Annotated in this window: 14 protein-coding genes; 8 read left to right on the top strand and 6 right to left on the bottom strand. The window is 60.6% G+C overall.

Features of this window, described 5'->3' with window-relative positions; translation table 11 throughout:
• Window positions 1–34: 34 nt before the first annotated feature.
• The 3 genes from J3P90_RS18770 (at window position 35) to J3P90_RS18760 (ending at window position 4021) form a co-directional block, all read left to right on the top strand.
• Window positions 35–1156, top strand: coding sequence for a beta-ketoacyl-ACP synthase III (locus J3P90_RS18770; RefSeq protein ID WP_434650244.1), 1122 nt, complete (start codon window positions 35–37; stop codon window positions 1154–1156).
• Window positions 1157–1445: 289 nt separating this feature from the next.
• A complete protein-coding gene (locus tag J3P90_RS18765) occupies window positions 1446–2756 on the top strand; it encodes an OprO/OprP family phosphate-selective porin (RefSeq protein WP_434675215.1) in 1311 nt (436 codons plus the stop codon).
• 140 nt (window positions 2757–2896) lie between these two features.
• The gene (locus J3P90_RS18760) at window positions 2897–4021 is read left to right on the top strand and encodes a GNAT family N-acetyltransferase (RefSeq protein WP_434675214.1); all 1125 of its coding nucleotides are present in this window, start codon (window positions 2897–2899) and stop codon (window positions 4019–4021) included.
• A gap of 163 nt (window positions 4022–4184) precedes the next feature.
• Here J3P90_RS18760 and J3P90_RS18755 read toward each other — a convergent pair whose 3' ends face one another.
• The 4 genes from J3P90_RS18755 to J3P90_RS18740 form a co-directional block, all read right to left on the bottom strand.
• Window positions 4185–6017, bottom strand: a complete 1833-nt coding sequence (locus tag J3P90_RS18755) for an ABC transporter ATP-binding protein (protein ID WP_434610167.1) — start codon at window positions 6015–6017, stop codon at window positions 4185–4187.
• An 84-nt stretch (window positions 6018–6101) separates the two neighbouring features.
• Window positions 6102–6665 (bottom strand): peptidylprolyl isomerase, encoded by a 564-nt coding sequence (locus J3P90_RS18750; RefSeq protein WP_434562895.1) that lies wholly within the window; start codon window positions 6663–6665, stop codon window positions 6102–6104.
• Window positions 6666–6669: 4 nt separating this feature from the next.
• Window positions 6670–7473 (bottom strand): alpha/beta fold hydrolase, encoded by an 804-nt coding sequence (locus J3P90_RS18745; RefSeq protein ID WP_434675213.1) that lies wholly within the window; start codon window positions 7471–7473, stop codon window positions 6670–6672.
• A 14-nt stretch (window positions 7474–7487) separates the two neighbouring features.
• Window positions 7488–8411: a LysR family transcriptional regulator gene (locus tag J3P90_RS18740; protein ID WP_256233402.1), complete on the bottom strand. Its 924-nt coding sequence runs from the start codon at window positions 8409–8411 to the stop codon at window positions 7488–7490.
• A gap of 50 nt (window positions 8412–8461) precedes the next feature.
• Between J3P90_RS18740 and J3P90_RS18735 the strand changes: the two genes are divergently transcribed.
• From J3P90_RS18735 to J3P90_RS18725, 3 genes are all read left to right on the top strand, one after another.
• Window positions 8462–8776: a 3-phosphoglycerate kinase gene (locus tag J3P90_RS18735; protein WP_420766660.1), complete on the top strand. Its 315-nt coding sequence runs from the start codon at window positions 8462–8464 to the stop codon at window positions 8774–8776.
• A gap of 150 nt (window positions 8777–8926) precedes the next feature.
• Window positions 8927–9526, top strand: a complete 600-nt coding sequence (locus tag J3P90_RS18730) for an FMN-dependent NADH-azoreductase (protein WP_434675212.1) — start codon at window positions 8927–8929, stop codon at window positions 9524–9526.
• Window positions 9527–9867: 341 nt separating this feature from the next.
• A complete protein-coding gene (locus J3P90_RS18725; protein WP_434675211.1) occupies window positions 9868–10734 on the top strand; it encodes a carboxylate/amino acid/amine transporter in 867 nt (288 codons plus the stop codon).
• Window positions 10735–10844: 110 nt separating this feature from the next.
• Here J3P90_RS18725 and J3P90_RS18720 read toward each other — a convergent pair whose 3' ends face one another.
• A complete protein-coding gene (locus J3P90_RS18720; protein WP_434675210.1) occupies window positions 10845–12143 on the bottom strand; it encodes a mechanosensitive ion channel family protein in 1299 nt (432 codons plus the stop codon).
• Window positions 12144–12335: 192 nt separating this feature from the next.
• Between J3P90_RS18720 and J3P90_RS18715 the strand changes: the two genes are divergently transcribed.
• Window positions 12336–13682 carry a DEAD/DEAH box helicase gene (locus J3P90_RS18715; RefSeq protein ID WP_434650253.1) on the top strand — a complete coding sequence of 449 codons (1347 nt, stop codon included), beginning with the start codon at window positions 12336–12338 and terminating at the stop codon, window positions 13680–13682.
• A gap of 223 nt (window positions 13683–13905) precedes the next feature.
• Here J3P90_RS18715 and J3P90_RS18710 read toward each other — a convergent pair whose 3' ends face one another.
• The gene (locus J3P90_RS18710; protein ID WP_434562903.1) at window positions 13906–14181 is read right to left on the bottom strand and encodes a hypothetical protein; all 276 of its coding nucleotides are present in this window, start codon (window positions 14179–14181) and stop codon (window positions 13906–13908) included.
• A 245-nt stretch (window positions 14182–14426) separates the two neighbouring features.
• Between J3P90_RS18710 and J3P90_RS18705 the strand changes: the two genes are divergently transcribed.
• Window positions 14427–16133, top strand: coding sequence for a ShlB/FhaC/HecB family hemolysin secretion/activation protein (locus J3P90_RS18705; RefSeq protein WP_434675209.1), 1707 nt, complete (start codon window positions 14427–14429; stop codon window positions 16131–16133).
• Window positions 16134–16155: the final 22 nt, after the last annotated feature.

Here is a 16155-nt window from a genome sequence, read left to right as displayed (position 1 = left end):
ATACTTTCTGCCTGAACAGAATAGAGACACGACCATGCATAACGTCGTCATCAGCGGCACCGGCCTGTACACCCCGGCCAACAGCATCTCCAACGAAGAGCTGGTGCAATCCTTCAATACTTACGTCGCGCAGTTCAACGCCGATAACGCCGAGGCCATCGAGCGCGGCGAAGTGCAAGCATTGACCGAATCCAACGCCGCGTTCATCGAGAAGGCGTCGGGCATCAAGAGCCGCTTTGTCATGGACAAGGACGGCATCCTCGACCCACAACGCATGACGCCGCGCCTGCCCGAGCGCTCCAATGACGAGTGGTCGGTGCTCTGCGAAATGGCCGTCGGCGCCGCGAAGCAGGCCCTGGAACGCGCCGGTCGCACCGCCGCCGACATCGACGGCGTGATCGTGGCCTGTTCGAACTTGCAGCGTCCTTACCCGGCCATCGCCATCGAAGTTCAGGAAGCCCTGGGCATCGAAGGTTTCGGTTTCGACATGAACGTGGCCTGTTCTTCGGCGACGTTCGGCATCCAGGCCGCCGCCAACAGCGTTCAACTGGGCCAGGCCCGGGCGATCCTCATGGTCAACCCGGAAGTCTGCACAGGCCACCTTAATTTCCGTGACCGCGACAGCCACTTCATCTTCGGCGACGCGGCCACCGCCGTGATCATCGAGCGGGCGGACCAGGCCACGTCGCCGTATCAGTTCGATGTGGTCAGCACCAAGCTGCTTACCAAGTTCTCCAACAACATCCGCAACAACTTCGGTTTCCTCAACCGTGCGGCGGAAGAGGGCGTTGGCAGCCGGGACAAACTGTTCGTCCAGGAAGGTCGCAAGGTGTTCCGTGACGTCTGCCCGATGGTCGCTGAACTGATCGGCGCCCACCTGGAGGAAAACCAGCTGAACGTCGGCGAAGTGAAGCGATTCTGGCTGCATCAGGCCAACCTGAGCATGAACCAGCTGATCGTGCGCAAGTTGCTGGGACGCGAGGCCAGCGAAGAGGAAGCCCCGGTGATCCTCGACCGCTACGCCAACACCAGCTCGGCCGGCTCGGTGATTTCGTTCCACCTGTATCAGGACGACCTGCCCAGCGGCTCCGTCGCGGTGCTCAGCTCGTTTGGCGCCGGCTATTCGATCGGCAGCGTGATCCTGCGCAAGCGTTGATCTCTCGTTCAATGTAAAAAAACTCCTGTGGGAGCGAGCCTGCTCGCGAAGGCGGAAGATCTGTCAACTTGAATCTGACTGATCCACCGCCTTCGCGAGCACGCTCGCTCCCACATTTTTGTGGCATTTCTGTTATTCCCTTTCGAAGTAAAAAGTTCCGCTGTCATAAAATCTTTATGTGATAGCAACTTGCCTGACACACCCCGTCGCCAAGATCCCCTCCCAACACCAGCGGGCCCAGTTCCGCGTGTTTTCTAACGCATAGACTACCAACTAGGGGAATTCTTCGATGATCCGTAAGCACTTCGCAGGTTTTGCCGCCAGCGCTCTGGCAATGGCAGTAACCGCCCAGGCTTTCGCCGGCACCGTGACCACAGACGGCGCCGATATCGTGGTCAAGACCAAGGGCGGCCTGGAGGTCGCTACCACTGACAAAGAGTTCAGCTTCAAGCTCGGCGGTCGTTTGCAGGCTGACTACAGCCAGTTCGATGGCATCTACACCGACAACGGTGACAAAGCCGATGCCGCTTACATCCGCCGTGGCTTCCTGGAGTTGTCCGGTGTGCTGTACACGGACTGGGCCTACACCATCAACTACGATTTCTCCCACAACAGCGGCGATTCCGATAACGGCTACTTCGACGAAGCTTCCTTGGCCTACAACGGCTTCAAGCCGGTTTCGATCAAGGTCGGCCGTTTCGACCCGGATTTCGGCCTTGAAAAAGCCACCAGCTCCAAATGGGTCACCGCACCTGAGCGTAATGCCGCCTACGACCTGATCGACTGGGCCAACGGCCACCAGAACGGCCTGGGCCTGCAAGCATCCGGCGTCTTCGCTGATTCGTTCTACGTCTCGGCCGGTGTGTTCAGCAAAGACACCGACGACACCGACGGCAACAGCATCAAGCAAGCCAATGGTCGTTTCGTGTTCGCCCCGATGCACGAAGCTGGCAACGTGCTGCACTTCGGTTTGAACGTGGCCTCGCGTGACGTTTCGGACACCGCATTCGACGCTCGTTATCGCTCCCGTCTGGGCATGCGTGGCGTTGAAACCCTGGGCGGCAATGACGCCGGCCCTAACGGCAACCGTCCGGTCCTGGGCGGCGCCAACAACTCGCCGGCCGGTTCCTACGACACCGACACTGCCTTCGGTCTGGAAGCCGCTTTCGCCATGGGCCCAGCGTCTATCCAGGGTGAATACATCAGCCGCAAGACCAAGGCTGACAGCGACGCCTTCGAAGACCTAAAAGGTCACGGCTTCTACGTCCAGGGTGCCTACACCCTCACCGGTGAATCCCGTGGCTATAAAGTCGGCAAATTCGACGCCATCAAGCCTCAGAACAAATCCATCGGCGCTTGGGAAGTGTTCTACCGCTTCGACAGCATGACCGTCGAAGACGACAACATCACCACCGCCTCGGCGACCCGCGAAGTGGGCGATGCCGAAGCCAAGGTGCACAACCTGGGTGTGAACTGGTACGCCAACGAAGCGGTGAAAATCACCGGTGCCTACGTCAAGGCCAAGACCGATAAAGTCACCAACGCCAATGGCGATGATGATGGCGACGGTTTCGTAGTCCGTGCCCAGTACGTGTTCTAAGCCATTTTGACCTGATACACCGCTGCACTTTCATCCGTTACAGCTCCTTTGAACCCCGCCTCTGGCGGGGTTTTTTTATCCCCTTGCGATTCGGATCGGCGATACTCGCCCAATCCGTCGTCTGGATATCGGGGAACCGCATGCCGCTTCACGTCTTGGACAGCCTGTCCGCCATCGCGCCACATGAGTGGGACGCGCTGGTGCCCGTCAATCAACCCTTCTTGCGCCACGCTTTTCTCACCGCCCTGGAAGACAGCGCCAGCCTGGGTTCGCATTCCGGGTGGCAGCCCGAGCATCTGCTGCACCTTGAAGAGGGGCGGCTGCTGGCGGCTTTGCCCAGCTATCGCAAGTGGCATTCCTACGGTGAGTACGTGTTCGATCATGGCTGGGCCGACGCTTGTGCCCGGGCCGGCATCGACTATTACCCCAAGCTACTGACGGCGGTGCCATTCAGTCCGGTGAGCGGCGCGCGACTGCTGACGGCGCGTGTTGAGGATGGCTTGGAACTGCTGGGCAGCCTGCCGGGCTATCTGGAGATCGAAGGGCTATCCAGCGCCCACATCAACTTCACCGACGCCTTCACCGACGAGGCATTGGCCAGGCAGGAGGGCTGGTTGCAGCGAATCGGTTGCCAGTACCACTGGCAGAATCGCGGCTATCGGGATTTCCAGGATTTCCTCGACGCGCTCAGTTCCCGCAAGCGCAAGCAGATGCGCAAGGAGCGCGAGCAGGTGGCGGGGCAGGGCATTGATTTCGAATGGCTGGAAGGCCATCAATTGGACGAGGCGCAGTGGGATTTTGTCTACGCCTGTTACGCCAATACCTACGCGGTGCGTCGGCAGGCGCCTTATCTGACCCGTGCTTTTTTCAGCCTGCTGGCCGAGCGCATGCCCGAGGCCATTCGCGTGGTACTGGCCAAGCAAGGTTCACGGCCGGTGGCGATGGCGTTCAGCCTGTTGGCGGGCGACAGTTTTTATGGGCGTTATTGGGGCTGCCTGGCAGAGTTCGATCGGCTGCATTTCGAGACGTGTTTCTACCAAGGCATGGACTACGCGATTGCCAACGGCGTGCAGCGTTTTGACGCCGGGGCCCAGGGTGAGCACAAGTTGATTCGCGGCTTCGAACCGGTGATCACCCGTTCATGGCACTACCTTCGCCATCCGGGCTTGAAAGCGGCGGTGGCGGATTTTCTTGCGCGCGAGCAGGAGGGCGTGATGGCGTATGCCGAAGAAGCGAAAACGGCACTGCCTTATCGGCAGTGCTGAAGTTCTCTGAGCCCCCGTGGCGAGGGAGCTTGCTCCCGCTGGACTGCGCAGCAGGCCCCTGCGGTGTATCTGACACATCGCAGTGCCAGATACAGTTTGGGGCTGCTACGCAACCCAGCGGGAGCAAGCTCCCTCGCCACGGGGTTTTGTGCATAACCAGGGTTCAGTCGATCCCGACGAACCCACCCGTCTGATGCTGCCACAGCCGCGCGTACAACCCACCCTGGGCCAGCAACTCGGCATGGCTGCCGGTCTCGGCGATGCGACCCTTCTCCAGCACCACCAGCCGGTCCATCCGGGCGATGGTGGAGAGGCGGTGGGCGATGGCGATCACGGTTTTGCCTTGCATCAGCGTCTCGAGGCTTTCCTGGATGGCCGCCTCGACTTCCGAGTCCAGCGCGGAGGTCGCTTCGTCCATGATCAGGATTGGCGCGTCCTTGAGCAGCACCCGGGCAATAGCGATGCGCTGACGCTGGCCGCCAGAGAGCTTCACGCCGCGCTCGCCCACGTGGGCATCGAAACCGGTGCGGCCCTCAGCGTCTGAGAGCAACGGGATGAATTCATCGGCCCGGGCCTTGTGTACCGCTTCCCAGAGTTGCGCGTCGGTGGCGTCGGGCTTGCCGTAAAGCAGGTTGTCGCGAATCGAACGGTGCAGCAGCGACGTGTCCTGGGTGATCATGCCGATGCGTGCGCGCAGGCTTTCCTGGCCGACGTGGGCGATGTCCTGGCCGTCGATGAGGATGCGCCCGCCCTGCACGTCATAAAGGCGCAGCAGCAGATTGACCAAGGTCGATTTGCCGGCGCCGGACGGGCCGATCAGGCCGATTTTCTCGCCCGGCTTGATCACCAGGTTGAGGTCGCTGATCACGCCGCTTTTCTTGCCGTAGTGAAAATCCACCTGCTCGAAACGCACTTCGCCCTGGGCCACCGCCAACGGCTTGGCCTGATCTCGGTCGATGACGCTGACGGGCTGGGAGATGGTCTGCAAGCCGTCCTGGACCATGCCGATATTCTCAAAAATGCCGGTGACCACCCACATGATCCAGCCGGACATGTTGACGATGCGGATCACCAGTCCGGTGGCCAGTGCAATCGCGCCGACGCTGATCAGCGACTGGGTCCACAGCCACAGCGCCAGGGCTGTGGTGCCGACGATCAGCAGCCCGTTCATGCTGGTGATGACCACATCCATGCTGGTCACGACGCGACCGGCGAGCTGGGCTTTTTGAGTCTGCTCTTCGATGGCTTCGCGAGCGTATTGCTGTTCGAAGTTGGTGTGGGCGAACAGCTTTAGGGTGGTGATGTTGGTATAGCCATCGACGATCCGCCCCATGAGCTTTGAACGGGCATCGGAGGACACCACCGAGCGTTCCTTGACCCGGGGGACGAAGTAATAGAGCGCGCCGATGTAGGCGGCGATCCACATCAACAGCGGGATCATCAGGCGCCAATCGGCTTCGGCGAACAGCACCAGCGAGCTGACGGCGTAGATCAGCACGTGCCACAACGCATCCACGGCCTGCACCGCCGAGTCCCGCAGCGAGTTGCCGGTCTGCATGATGCGTTGGGCGATACGCCCGGCAAAATCGTTCTGGAAGAAGTTGAGGCTCTGCTTGAGCACATAGCTGTGGTTTTGCCAGCGGATCAGGCTGGTCATGCTGGGGCTCAGGGTCTGGTGAACCAGCAAGTCATGCAGGGCGACAAAAATCGGCCGAAGAACCAGTGCGACCACCGCCATCCAGGCCAGTTCGAGGCCGTGGAGCTTGAAGAACTCTGCGTTGGGCGTGGCCTGGGTCAGGTCGATGATGCGGCTCAGGTAGCTGAACAGCGCCACTTCGATCAGCGCGCCGATCAGGCCGACCACCAGCAGCACGGCGAAGCTGGGCCAGACCTGTTTCAGGTAATACGTGTAAAAGGGCAGGACGCGGTTCGGCGGGGCCGAAGTCGGGGCGTCGCGGAAGATGTCGATCAGTTTTTCGAAACGGCGATAAACCATGGGGTACCTAGCCCGGGCAGGGCTCTCCTTTTTTGCTGTGGGCGGCGCGGGATCGCCGACGCCGCCCAGGCTTGCCCTGTGGGTTTAGTCGATGCGCTTGGCCGACTTGATGATCACAGGGTCGACCGGCACGTTTTGCATGCCTTGCTTGGTGGTGGTCTGGGAGTTGACGATGATGTCCACCACGTCCATCCCCTTGACCACCTTGGCGAACACCGCGTAACCAGCGTCGCGACCCGGATCCAGGAAGGCGTTGTCGGCCACGTTGATGAAGAACTGGCTGGTGGCCGAATCCGGGTTGGATGTGCGGGCCATCGACAAGGTGCCGCGTACGTTGTGCAGGCCATTGCTGGCTTCGTTCTTGATCGGCGCCTTGGTGTCTTTCTGTTGCATCTGTTGGGTGAAACCGCCGCCCTGGGCCATGAAGCCCGGGATCACACGGTGGAAAATCGTGTTGTTGTAGAAGCCGCTGTCAACGTACTCAAGAAAATTCTTGGTACTGATAGGGGCCTTGACCGGGTCCAGTTCGATTTCAATCTGACCGTTGGTGGTGTCCAGCAATACGTGAGGGGCCTTGGCCGGTTGCGCGGCCATCAGGTTGGCAGCAAAGAGGACGGAGCCGGCGGCGAGGGCGATTTTTTTCAGCATGGGTTCAGTGATCCTGAGTAGTGGAATCGATTGCGATCAAGAATTCGAGCAGGGTTTGGTTGAAGCGTTCGGGTTGATCCAGCGGCGTAGCGTGCCGTGAATCGGTGATGACTGCCAGTCGTGCGTCAGGCAAACGCTTTGAATAGGCTTCTTTCAGCGCCACCGGGGTGTAGTCGTGGTCGGCGCAAATGATGAGGGTTGGACAGGCAACTTGCGACAGGCGTTCCTGTACGCCCCAGCCGACAATGGCGTCGAAGCTGGCCAGATAAGCACGTTTGTCATTCATTGCCCAGCGCCGGGCCATTTCCAGGCGCAATTCGGTCTGTTCGGGCTTGGGGAACAGCTTGGCACCGAGGGCCTTGCCGATGGTTTCCAGGCTGAGCAGCCGCATCAGGCTCCAGCGCTTGAACCACTGCCAGCAATCGTCGGGCGTGCGGACCTTGACCTCCGGGGCGCTGTTGACGATGCACAGGCTCTTGACCCGCGTGGGTTCGTCCACGGCCAGTTGGAAGCAGATCATGCCGCCCATGGACCAGCCCACCAGATGCACCGCGCCCAGGTCGAGGTAATCGATCAGGGCGCTCAGGTCGTCGCTGAAGCCTTCGATGCTGTAGCGCTCACGCGGCTTGTCGGACCGACCGTGTCCGCGCACATCCAACACGATCAGGCGATAGCGGGCGGACAGCACCGGGATCTGCTTTTCCCAATCCCGTGTGCTGGAGCCCAACCCGTGGACCAGCACCAGGGGCGCGCCGTGGCCATATTCCTCATAGTGCAGGTTGCAACCTTCGTGCGCAAAATAGGCCATCGGCGAATTCCTTGTCAGGCTTGTTCAGGTGCGGCGAACGGCGCATCCAGCGGCGCGGTATCAAAGGTGCGCAGCAGCTCGATGAGGATTTGCGTGGCCGGGCCCAGAGGTTTTTCCTTGTTGGAGAACAGATAGAAAGTCGAGTTGCGGCTGCCTCCTTGCTCCAAGGGTAGACGCTTGAGCAAGCCTTCCTTGAGCTCTCGTTCGATCATGTGCCGCGGCAGCCAGGCGAACCCCAGGCCGCTGCCGACAAACGTCGCGGCGGTGGCCAGGCTGCCTACGGTCCAGCGTTGTTCGGCACCGAGCCAGCCGACGTCCCTGGGCTGCTGGCGACCGGAGTCACGGATGACCACTTGCAGCTGGCTTTCCAGGTCCTGGAAACTCAGTTCGCGGTTGAGGCGATGCAGGGCATGTTCGGGGTGGGCCACCGCGACGAATTCGACGTCGCTCAACTCCGCGCCCAGGTAACCAGGGATGCTGAAGCCGCTGATGGCCAGGTCGGCCACGCCTTCGAGCAGCACTTCTTCGACGCCCGACAACACTTCTTCGCGCAGGCGCACCCGGCAGCCCCGGCTTTGTGGCATGAATGCCGTGAGGGCGCGGACGAGGCGGGCGTTGGGGTAGGCCGCATCCACCACCAGACGCACTTCCGCTTCCCAGCCTTGCTCCATGTGGTGGGCCAGGTCTTCCAGTTGGCTGGCCTGCTTCACCAGTTGCCGCGAGCGGCGCAGCAGCACGCCGCCGGCCTCGGTCAGCACCGCCTTGCGCCCATCGATGCGCAGCAGCGGCACGCCGAGCTGGTCTTGCATGCGAGCCACGGTGTAGCTCACCGACGATTGCGAACGGTGCAGCACTTCGGCGGCCTGGGCGAAACCACCGTGGTCCACCACCGCCTGCAACGTTCGCCATTGATCAAGGGTCACGCGGGGCGCTTTCATATTGAGCTCCTCTTGTCCTAAGCTGGCGGTCCCTTGGTGGAGACTGCCGAATGAAAAAAATCTGTTGTGCGGTGCTGGCCCTGCTGCCGCTGACTGCATTTGCCTACCCGATCGATGTGGAAAAACACCTCAACGGCCTGAGCATCGACTACAACGCCTATGACACCGACGCCGACATCGGCTCGATCCAGGTCAACAACTACGGCAGCACCGATGCAACCTGCAAAGTAGTGTTCCGCAACGGCCCGGAGGCGCCGCGCACCCGCAACATCGAAGTCGCCGCCGGCAAGTTCAAGAACGCCACCGCCAAGTTCAACCGCAACATCATCAAGCTGCGCATCGAGCTGACCTGCAAGCCGAAATAGCCAGCGGCGGGGCGACATCACAAAGCTTGCTCCGCTTATAAACGAAAATATCGATGGTTCGCAGCAATTATTTGCGCTTTTTCATCGATATGATCACGCTTAACCTTCACTCCATCGACTGACAACATTCTCAGATGGAGCCTACAAGCCATGTCCCACGTCCTGATCATCGAAAGCAGCGCCCGCCAGCAAGATTCGGTTTCCCGTCAACTGACCCAAACGTTTATCAGCCAGTGGAAAGCCGCGCACCCGGCCGATGAGATCAGCGTCCGCGACCTGGCAATCAATCCGGTGCCGCACCTGGATGCCAACCTGCTGGGCGGCTGGATGAAGCCTGCCGAGCAACGCAACGACATCGAGAACGCTTCGCTGGAACGCTCCAACGAACTGACTGACGAGCTGCTGGCCGCCGACGTCCTGGTGATGGCGGCGCCGATGTACAACTTCGCCATTCCCAGCACTTTGAAGGCCTGGCTCGACCATGTGCTGCGTGCTGGTGTGACCTTCAAATACACCCCCACCGGTCCTCAAGGTCTGCTGACCGAAAAGCGCGCCTTCGTGCTCACCGCTCGGGGCGGCATCCACGCCGGCGGCGCCACCGATCACCAGGAACCGTACCTGCGCCAGGTCATGGGCTTCATCGGTATCCACGACGTGACCTTCATTCACGCCGAGGGCATGAACCTGGGCGGCGACTTCCAGGAGAAGGGTTTGAACCAGGCCAACGCCAAGCTTTCCCAGGTCGCCTAAGCCGTTAATCTTCGGATAATCGCCGGGTGTTCTAGTGACTCGGCGCTTCCCTTCAAACCGTTTTGCGCATCGAACCTCCCTTCGCACTTTCACAGCTCCTGAGTGCACCCGCCCGATTGAACGCTTAAGCGAGATCGGGCTTTTTTTTGTCTGGGATATTCCATTCGCTGAATGCCCATGTGGGAGCGAGCTTGCTCGCGATAGCGGTGGATCAGCCATGTAGATGTTGGCCGGCCTGCCGCTATCGCGAGCAAGCTCGCTCCCACAGGGTTCAGTGTTCGGAGATTCGCGACAACCACCAAAACCCGCTATCTTCGCCGCCATTCAAAACGAGGGGCGGTATGGGCTATCTACTTTTTGTAACGCTGATCCAGGCGTTTTCCTTCAGCCTGATCGGCGAATACCTGGCGGGGCATGTCGACAGTTATTTCGCGGTGCTGGTGCGGGTCGTGCTGGCGGGGCTGGTGTTCATCCCCCTGACGCGCTGGCGCCAGGTCGAGCCGTCGTTCATGCGCGGCATGCTCTTGATCGGTGCCTTGCAGTTTGGTGTGACCTACGTCTGCCTCTACCTGAGTTTCCGGGTGTTGACGGTGCCGGAAGTGCTGCTGTTCACCATCCTTACACCCCTGCACGTGACCTTGATCGAAGACGCCCTCAATCGGCGCTTCAATCCCTGGGCATTGATTGCGGCGCTGGTGGCCGTGGCCGGTGCGGCGGTGATTCGTTATGACAGGATCAACCCGGACTTCTTCATGGGTTTCCTGCTGCTGCAACTGGCCAACTTCACCTACGCGGCCGGGCAGGTGCTTTACAAGCACTTGGTGGCGCGTCACCCAAGCGATCTGCCGCATTACCGGCGTTTCGGTTATTTCTACCTCGGTGCATTGATGGTGGCGTTGCCGGCGTTCCTGCTGTTCGGCAAAGCCGACTTCTGGCCGCAAGCGCCGTTGCAGTGGGGCGTGCTGGTCTTTCTCGGCCTGGTTTCCACCGCGTTGGGCCTCTACTGGTGGAACAAAGGCGCGTGCCTGGTCAACGGCGGCACGCTGGCGGTGATGAATAACCTGCACGTGCCGGTGGGGTTGCTGGTGAACCTGCTGATCTGGAACCAGCACGAGGCGCTGGGGCGGTTGGTGTTGGGTGGTTCGGTGATACTGGCAGCGGTGTGGATCAGTCGGTTGGGGGTTCGCCAACCGCTCGTTACACGCTGACCTCTGTGGGAGCGAGCCTGCTCGCGATGGCGTTGTACCAGTCAGCATCTATGTTTCTGACACACTGCTATCGCGAGCAAGCTCGCTCCCACAGGCGAATGGGGTTGGCTTTAGACCGCCTGCTTCTCCGGCTCCGACAAGTGACTCGTCCCCAGCGCCGCCGGCAGCAATCCCGCCCGCAAATCCGTGCCGCTCGGCTGCTGGTACAAGCCCAGCCCGAACTCCGGCATCACCGCCAGCAGGTAATCGAAAATATCCCCCTGGATGCGCTCGTAGTCGGCCCACACGGTAGTACCCGTGAAGCAGTATATCTCCAGCGGGATCCCTTGGGCGGTGGTCTGTAGCTGCCGGACCATGCAGGTCATGTTCGGCTGGATCTCGGGGTGGCTTTTCAGATAGGCCAGGGCATAGGCGCGAAAGGTGCCCAGGTTGGTCATGCGCCGACGGTTGGCCGACATCGCCGCGACGTTGCCCTGGGCTTCGTTCCAGGCCTTGAGCTCGGCCTGTTTGCGGCCGATGTAATCAGTCAGCAGGCGAACCTGGGACAGGCGCTGCTCTTCGTCGTCATGCAGGAAGCGCACGCCGCTGGCGTCGATGAACAGGCTGCGCTTGATCCGTCGTCCGCCGGATTGCTGCATGCCGCGCCAGTTCTTGAACGACTCGGACATCAACCGCCAGGTGGGGATCGAGACGATGGTCTTGTCGAAATTCTGCACCTTCACCGTGTGCAGCGTGATGTCCACTACATCACCGTCGGCGCCCACTTGTGGCATTTCGATCCAATCGCCAACCCGCAGCATGTCGTTGCTGGTCAGCTGCACGCTGGCGACGAACGACAGCAGGGTGTCCTTGTAGACCAACAGGATCACCGCCGACATCGCACCCAGGCCCGACAGCAGCAACAGCGGCGAACGATCGATCAGCGTGGCGACAATGATGATCGCGCCAAACACGTACAACACCATTTTCGTGAGCTGCACGTAGCCTTTGATCGAGCGGGTGCGCGCGTGTTCGGTGCGGGCGTAGACGTCCAGCAGGGCGCTGAGCAAGGCGCTGATGGCCAGCAACATGAACAGGATGGTGAAGGACAGCGCGACATTGCCCAGGAAAATCATGCTGGTCTTGCTCAGCCCTGGCACCAGGTGCAAGCCGAACTGAATGATCAGCGACGGCGTCGTCTGCGCCAGGCGATGAAAAACTTTGTTCTGGCGCAGGTCGTTGACCCAGTGCAGCGCCGGCTGGCGGCCGATCAGCTTGGCGCCGTGCAGGATCAAATAGCGCGCCACCCGTCCAAGCACCAGCGCGATCGCCAGCAGCAACACCAGCGCAAGGCTCGAATGCAGGATCGGATGTTGATCAAGGGCGCCCCAGAAATCCTGGAGGTTGAGCCAGAGTTGTTTGATATCCATGGGCGAGACGGTTCTTTTATGAGCGCGAGGGGCGAATTAGAGCATTTTAAGCGGCGGGAAGTGACCGTTGATCGTGAATCCAATCATGACAACACACTGATTTGCGGCCGTTTGCATAAAGAAACTCGGCCTTCGCGCTCGAAACCGTTACCCTATGCAGCTGTTTTTTTGCATTTCTTCGAGGTAGCACCCGTGTTTTCCCAATTCGCCCTGCACGAACGCCTGCTCAAAGCCGTGGCCGAGCTTAAATTTGTCGAGCCAACGCCGGTGCAGGCAGCGGCTATTCCGCTCGCGCTCCAAGGGCGTGACCTGCGGGTGACGGCGCAGACCGGGAGCGGCAAAACGGCCGCGTTCGTGCTGCCGATCCTCAATCGCCTGATCGGCCCGGCCAAGGTCCGTGTCAGCATCAAGACGCTGATCCTGCTGCCAACCCGTGAACTGGCCCAGCAGACCTTGAAGGAAGTGGAGCGCTTCTCGCAGTTCACCTTCATCAAGTCCGGCCTGATCACCGGCGGCGAAGATTTCAAGGTCCAGGCCGCCATGCTGCGCAAGGTTCCGGACATCCTGATTGGCACCCCTGGGCGGATGATCGAGCAGCTGAACGCCGGCAACCTCGACCTCAAGGAAGTCGAAGTGCTTGTGCTCGACGAAGCCGACCGCATGCTCGACATGGGTTTTGCCGAAGACGTGCAACGCCTGGTAGACGAGTGCGTGAACCGCCAGCAGACCATGCTATTCTCCGCCACCACCGGCGGTTCGGGCCTGCGCGAGATGATCGCCAAGGTGCTGAACAACCCCGAGCACCTGCAGCTCAACGCGGTCAGCCAGCTGAACTCCACCACCCGCCAGCAGATCATCACCGCTGACCATAACCAGCACAAAGAACAGATCGTGAACTGGCTGCTGGCCAACGAGACTTACGAAAAGGCCATCATCTTCACCAACACCCGGGCCATGGCCGACCGCATCTACGGCCGCCTCGTTGCCCAGGAATACAAGGCGTTCGTGCTGCACGGCGAGAAGGATCAAAAGGACCGCAAGCTGGCCATCGACCGTCTGAAGCAGGGCGGCGTGAAAATCCTCGTCGCCACCGACGTCGCCGCCCGTGGCCTGGACGTGGAAGGCCTGGACATGGTCATCAACTTCGACATGCCCCGCAGTGGTGATGAATACGTTCACCGCATCGGCCGTACCGGTCGTGCTGGCAACGATGGCTTGGCGATCTCGCTGATTTGCCACGGCGACTGGAACCTGATGTCGAGCATCGAGCGCTACCTGAAGCAGAGCTTCGAGCGCCGCACCATCAAGGAAGTCAAAGGCACGTACAGCGGACCGAAAAAGGTCAAGGCATCGGGCAAGGCCGTTGGCGTGAAGAAGAAAAAGGTCGACGGCAAGGGCGACAAGAAAAAGACCGGCGCCAAGGCCCCGACCAAACGCAAGACCGCCAACCGCCCGAAGACCGACGCGCCGTCGCTGGTCAGCAAGGACGGCATGGCCCCGCTCAAGCGCCGCAAGCCAGAGGCGCCGGCGGCTGAGTGAAATCGCGTTAACGCTGCATAAAAACCGGACCTTGGGTCCGGTTTTTTATTGAGAGAATTCCACAAACCCTGTGGCGAGGGAGCTTGCTCCCGCTGGGCTGCGAAGCAGCCCTAAAACCACCGACTCGGTGTGCCAGGAGCAAACGGGGGGCTTTTATTGGGGCTGCTGCGCAGCCCAGCGGGAGCAAGCTCCCTCGCCACAAAAGCGGGTCGTGCCCGACTCATCACTCCGCCTTCTTCTGCGCCTCTTCCAACTCCTGCAGACGCTTGTCGATCAACTGGCACTTGTCCGGCACGTCCTTGCTGGATGTCTCCATGTTCATGGCCTGCAGTTCTTCATTCATCTCTTTTGCCTTGGATGGGTCCTGCTCGGTGAGCTTGGCGACTTTGTCCGCCAGCTGCTCACGCTTGATGGTGGCTTCTTCAGGCGTGCACGTAGCCCAGGCGGGCAGGGCGCAGGCGAGGGTGGCGGCGAGGGTGAGTTTGAGGAAGGTTTTCATGGCTCGGGCCTCGTGTTCCTTTGATGGGCGGATATTCGGTTGAGGCTGGGCTGCGTTGGAAAGTTCATTTGATCGCCATGGCGGCGTTCTAGGGCGTGGCGGAACTCGCTTTTTCGGCACCAGCTTGATTACAGATGAACGAACGCCTCGATCAACTCAAAGCACGCACGGTTGGTTGACGTCAAAATGATGGCTCATTAATATCGCGCCACTATTTTGATATTGCTTTTGTCGAGGGATCGAACATGTTCTCACCCGCCTTTTGGGCGAGGTTGTGCGTGGCTTTGCTGTGCCTTTCTCCGCTTTCCCTGGCTCACGCCGCTCCAACTCCCGGTGACACCGACCTGATCCGTGAACGCCAGAATCGCTTGCTCGAAGATCAGCGTCGGCGCCTCGAAGAGCTCAAGGATCTGCCGGGCAAGGAGACCAAGCCTGCCCAGCCGACCGCACCTGCCAACACCCGTTGTTTCCACATCAAAACCATTGAACTCAAGGGCGCCGACAGCCTTTCCTCCAGCGAGCGCGAGCGCCTGCTCAAGCCCTATATCGACCAATGCCTGGGCGTGCCGCAGCTCAACGAACTGCTCAAAGTCATCACCGACTACTACATCGAGAAAGGCCTGGTCACCAGCCGTGCCTATCTGCCTCAGCAGGATTTGTCCGGCGGGCACCTGAGCGTGTTGGTAGTGGAGGGGCGACTGGAAGGCCTGAAGGGCGCCGAGAACAGTGGGTTGTCCAAGCGGGAATTGGCGATGGCGTTTCCCGGCGAGACCGGCGAACGGGTCAACCTGCGGGAAATTGAACAATTGGTGGACCAGCTCAATCGCCTACCGTCGAACCAGGCCAAAATGGAGCTGACCCCCGGCCAGAACGTTGGCGGTAGCGAAGTTCTGGTCACCAACGATCCGCAAAAGCCCTGGCGCGCCGGCCTGTCCCGCAGTAACGACGGCCAGCGCAGCACCGGCGAGCAGCAGTGGGGCACCCGTTTTGAATGGGACAGCCCGCTGGGGCTGGCCGATCAGTTGATGTTGCGCGGCGGTCACGATGCGATGACCGACCACCAGCACACCTCCAACAACGCCATGCTCTATTACAACTTGCCTTGGGGCTGGTGGAACGTCAGCTACACCTACAGCCAAAGCGAATACCGCTCGCAGATCGCGGCCAACGGTTTCAACTTCAAGCAGACCGGCGACAGCCAGAACCATCAGTTGCGTGTCGAACGGGTGATCCACCGCGATGCGGTGAGCAAAACCGCTCTCAACACTGGCCTGGCCTACCTGCGTACCAACAGCTACATCGAAGACAGCAAACTCGATGTCAGCAGCAATCGCCTCAGCGAAGGCCAGTTCGGCATCAACCACGGTCGCCGGGTCGGCAACGCTTTCGTCAACCTGGACCTGGGTGTGCAGCAAGGCATCGGTGCTTTCGATGCCCAAGGCGACAACGACCCAGGCCCCGGCCAAGCCGACGCCCGCTACCGTAAATACACCGCCACCGTCAGCTATCTGCAACCGTTCCAGATAGGGGGAGAGTCCTTCAGCTTCAGCAGCCTGATGACCGGCCAGCGCAGCGAGGACGTGCTGTTCAGCCCCCAGCGCATGAGCCTGGGCGGGGAATCATCGATTCGTGGCTACAAGGATCAATCCTTGGCGGGGGACAGTGGTGGCTACTGGCGCAACGACCTGCGCTGGAGCCGTCCGGTGACCCTGGAATGGCTGCGCCCGGTGTTCGCCGAGTACGGCACCAGCCTTGGTTATGACCAGGGCGTGATCCGGGGCGATCGCTACAACGGTGATCAACACGGGCGCATGTCGAGCAATTCCCTGGAGTTGTTTGCCCGCGGTCAACACCTGAGTGCCAGCGTCACCTTCGCCCATTCCCTGGAACGCCCGGATGCCCTGACCGAGCGCGAAGCGCCGATCTACTTCCGCCTCGACCTATCCATCTAATCCGCTGCAACGAGACCCGATC

Source organism: Pseudomonas sp. D3-10, from assembly GCF_051132175.1.
GTDB lineage: Bacteria > Pseudomonadota > Gammaproteobacteria > Pseudomonadales > Pseudomonadaceae > Aquipseudomonas.
This window is presented reverse-complemented; position numbering and strand designations above follow the sequence as displayed.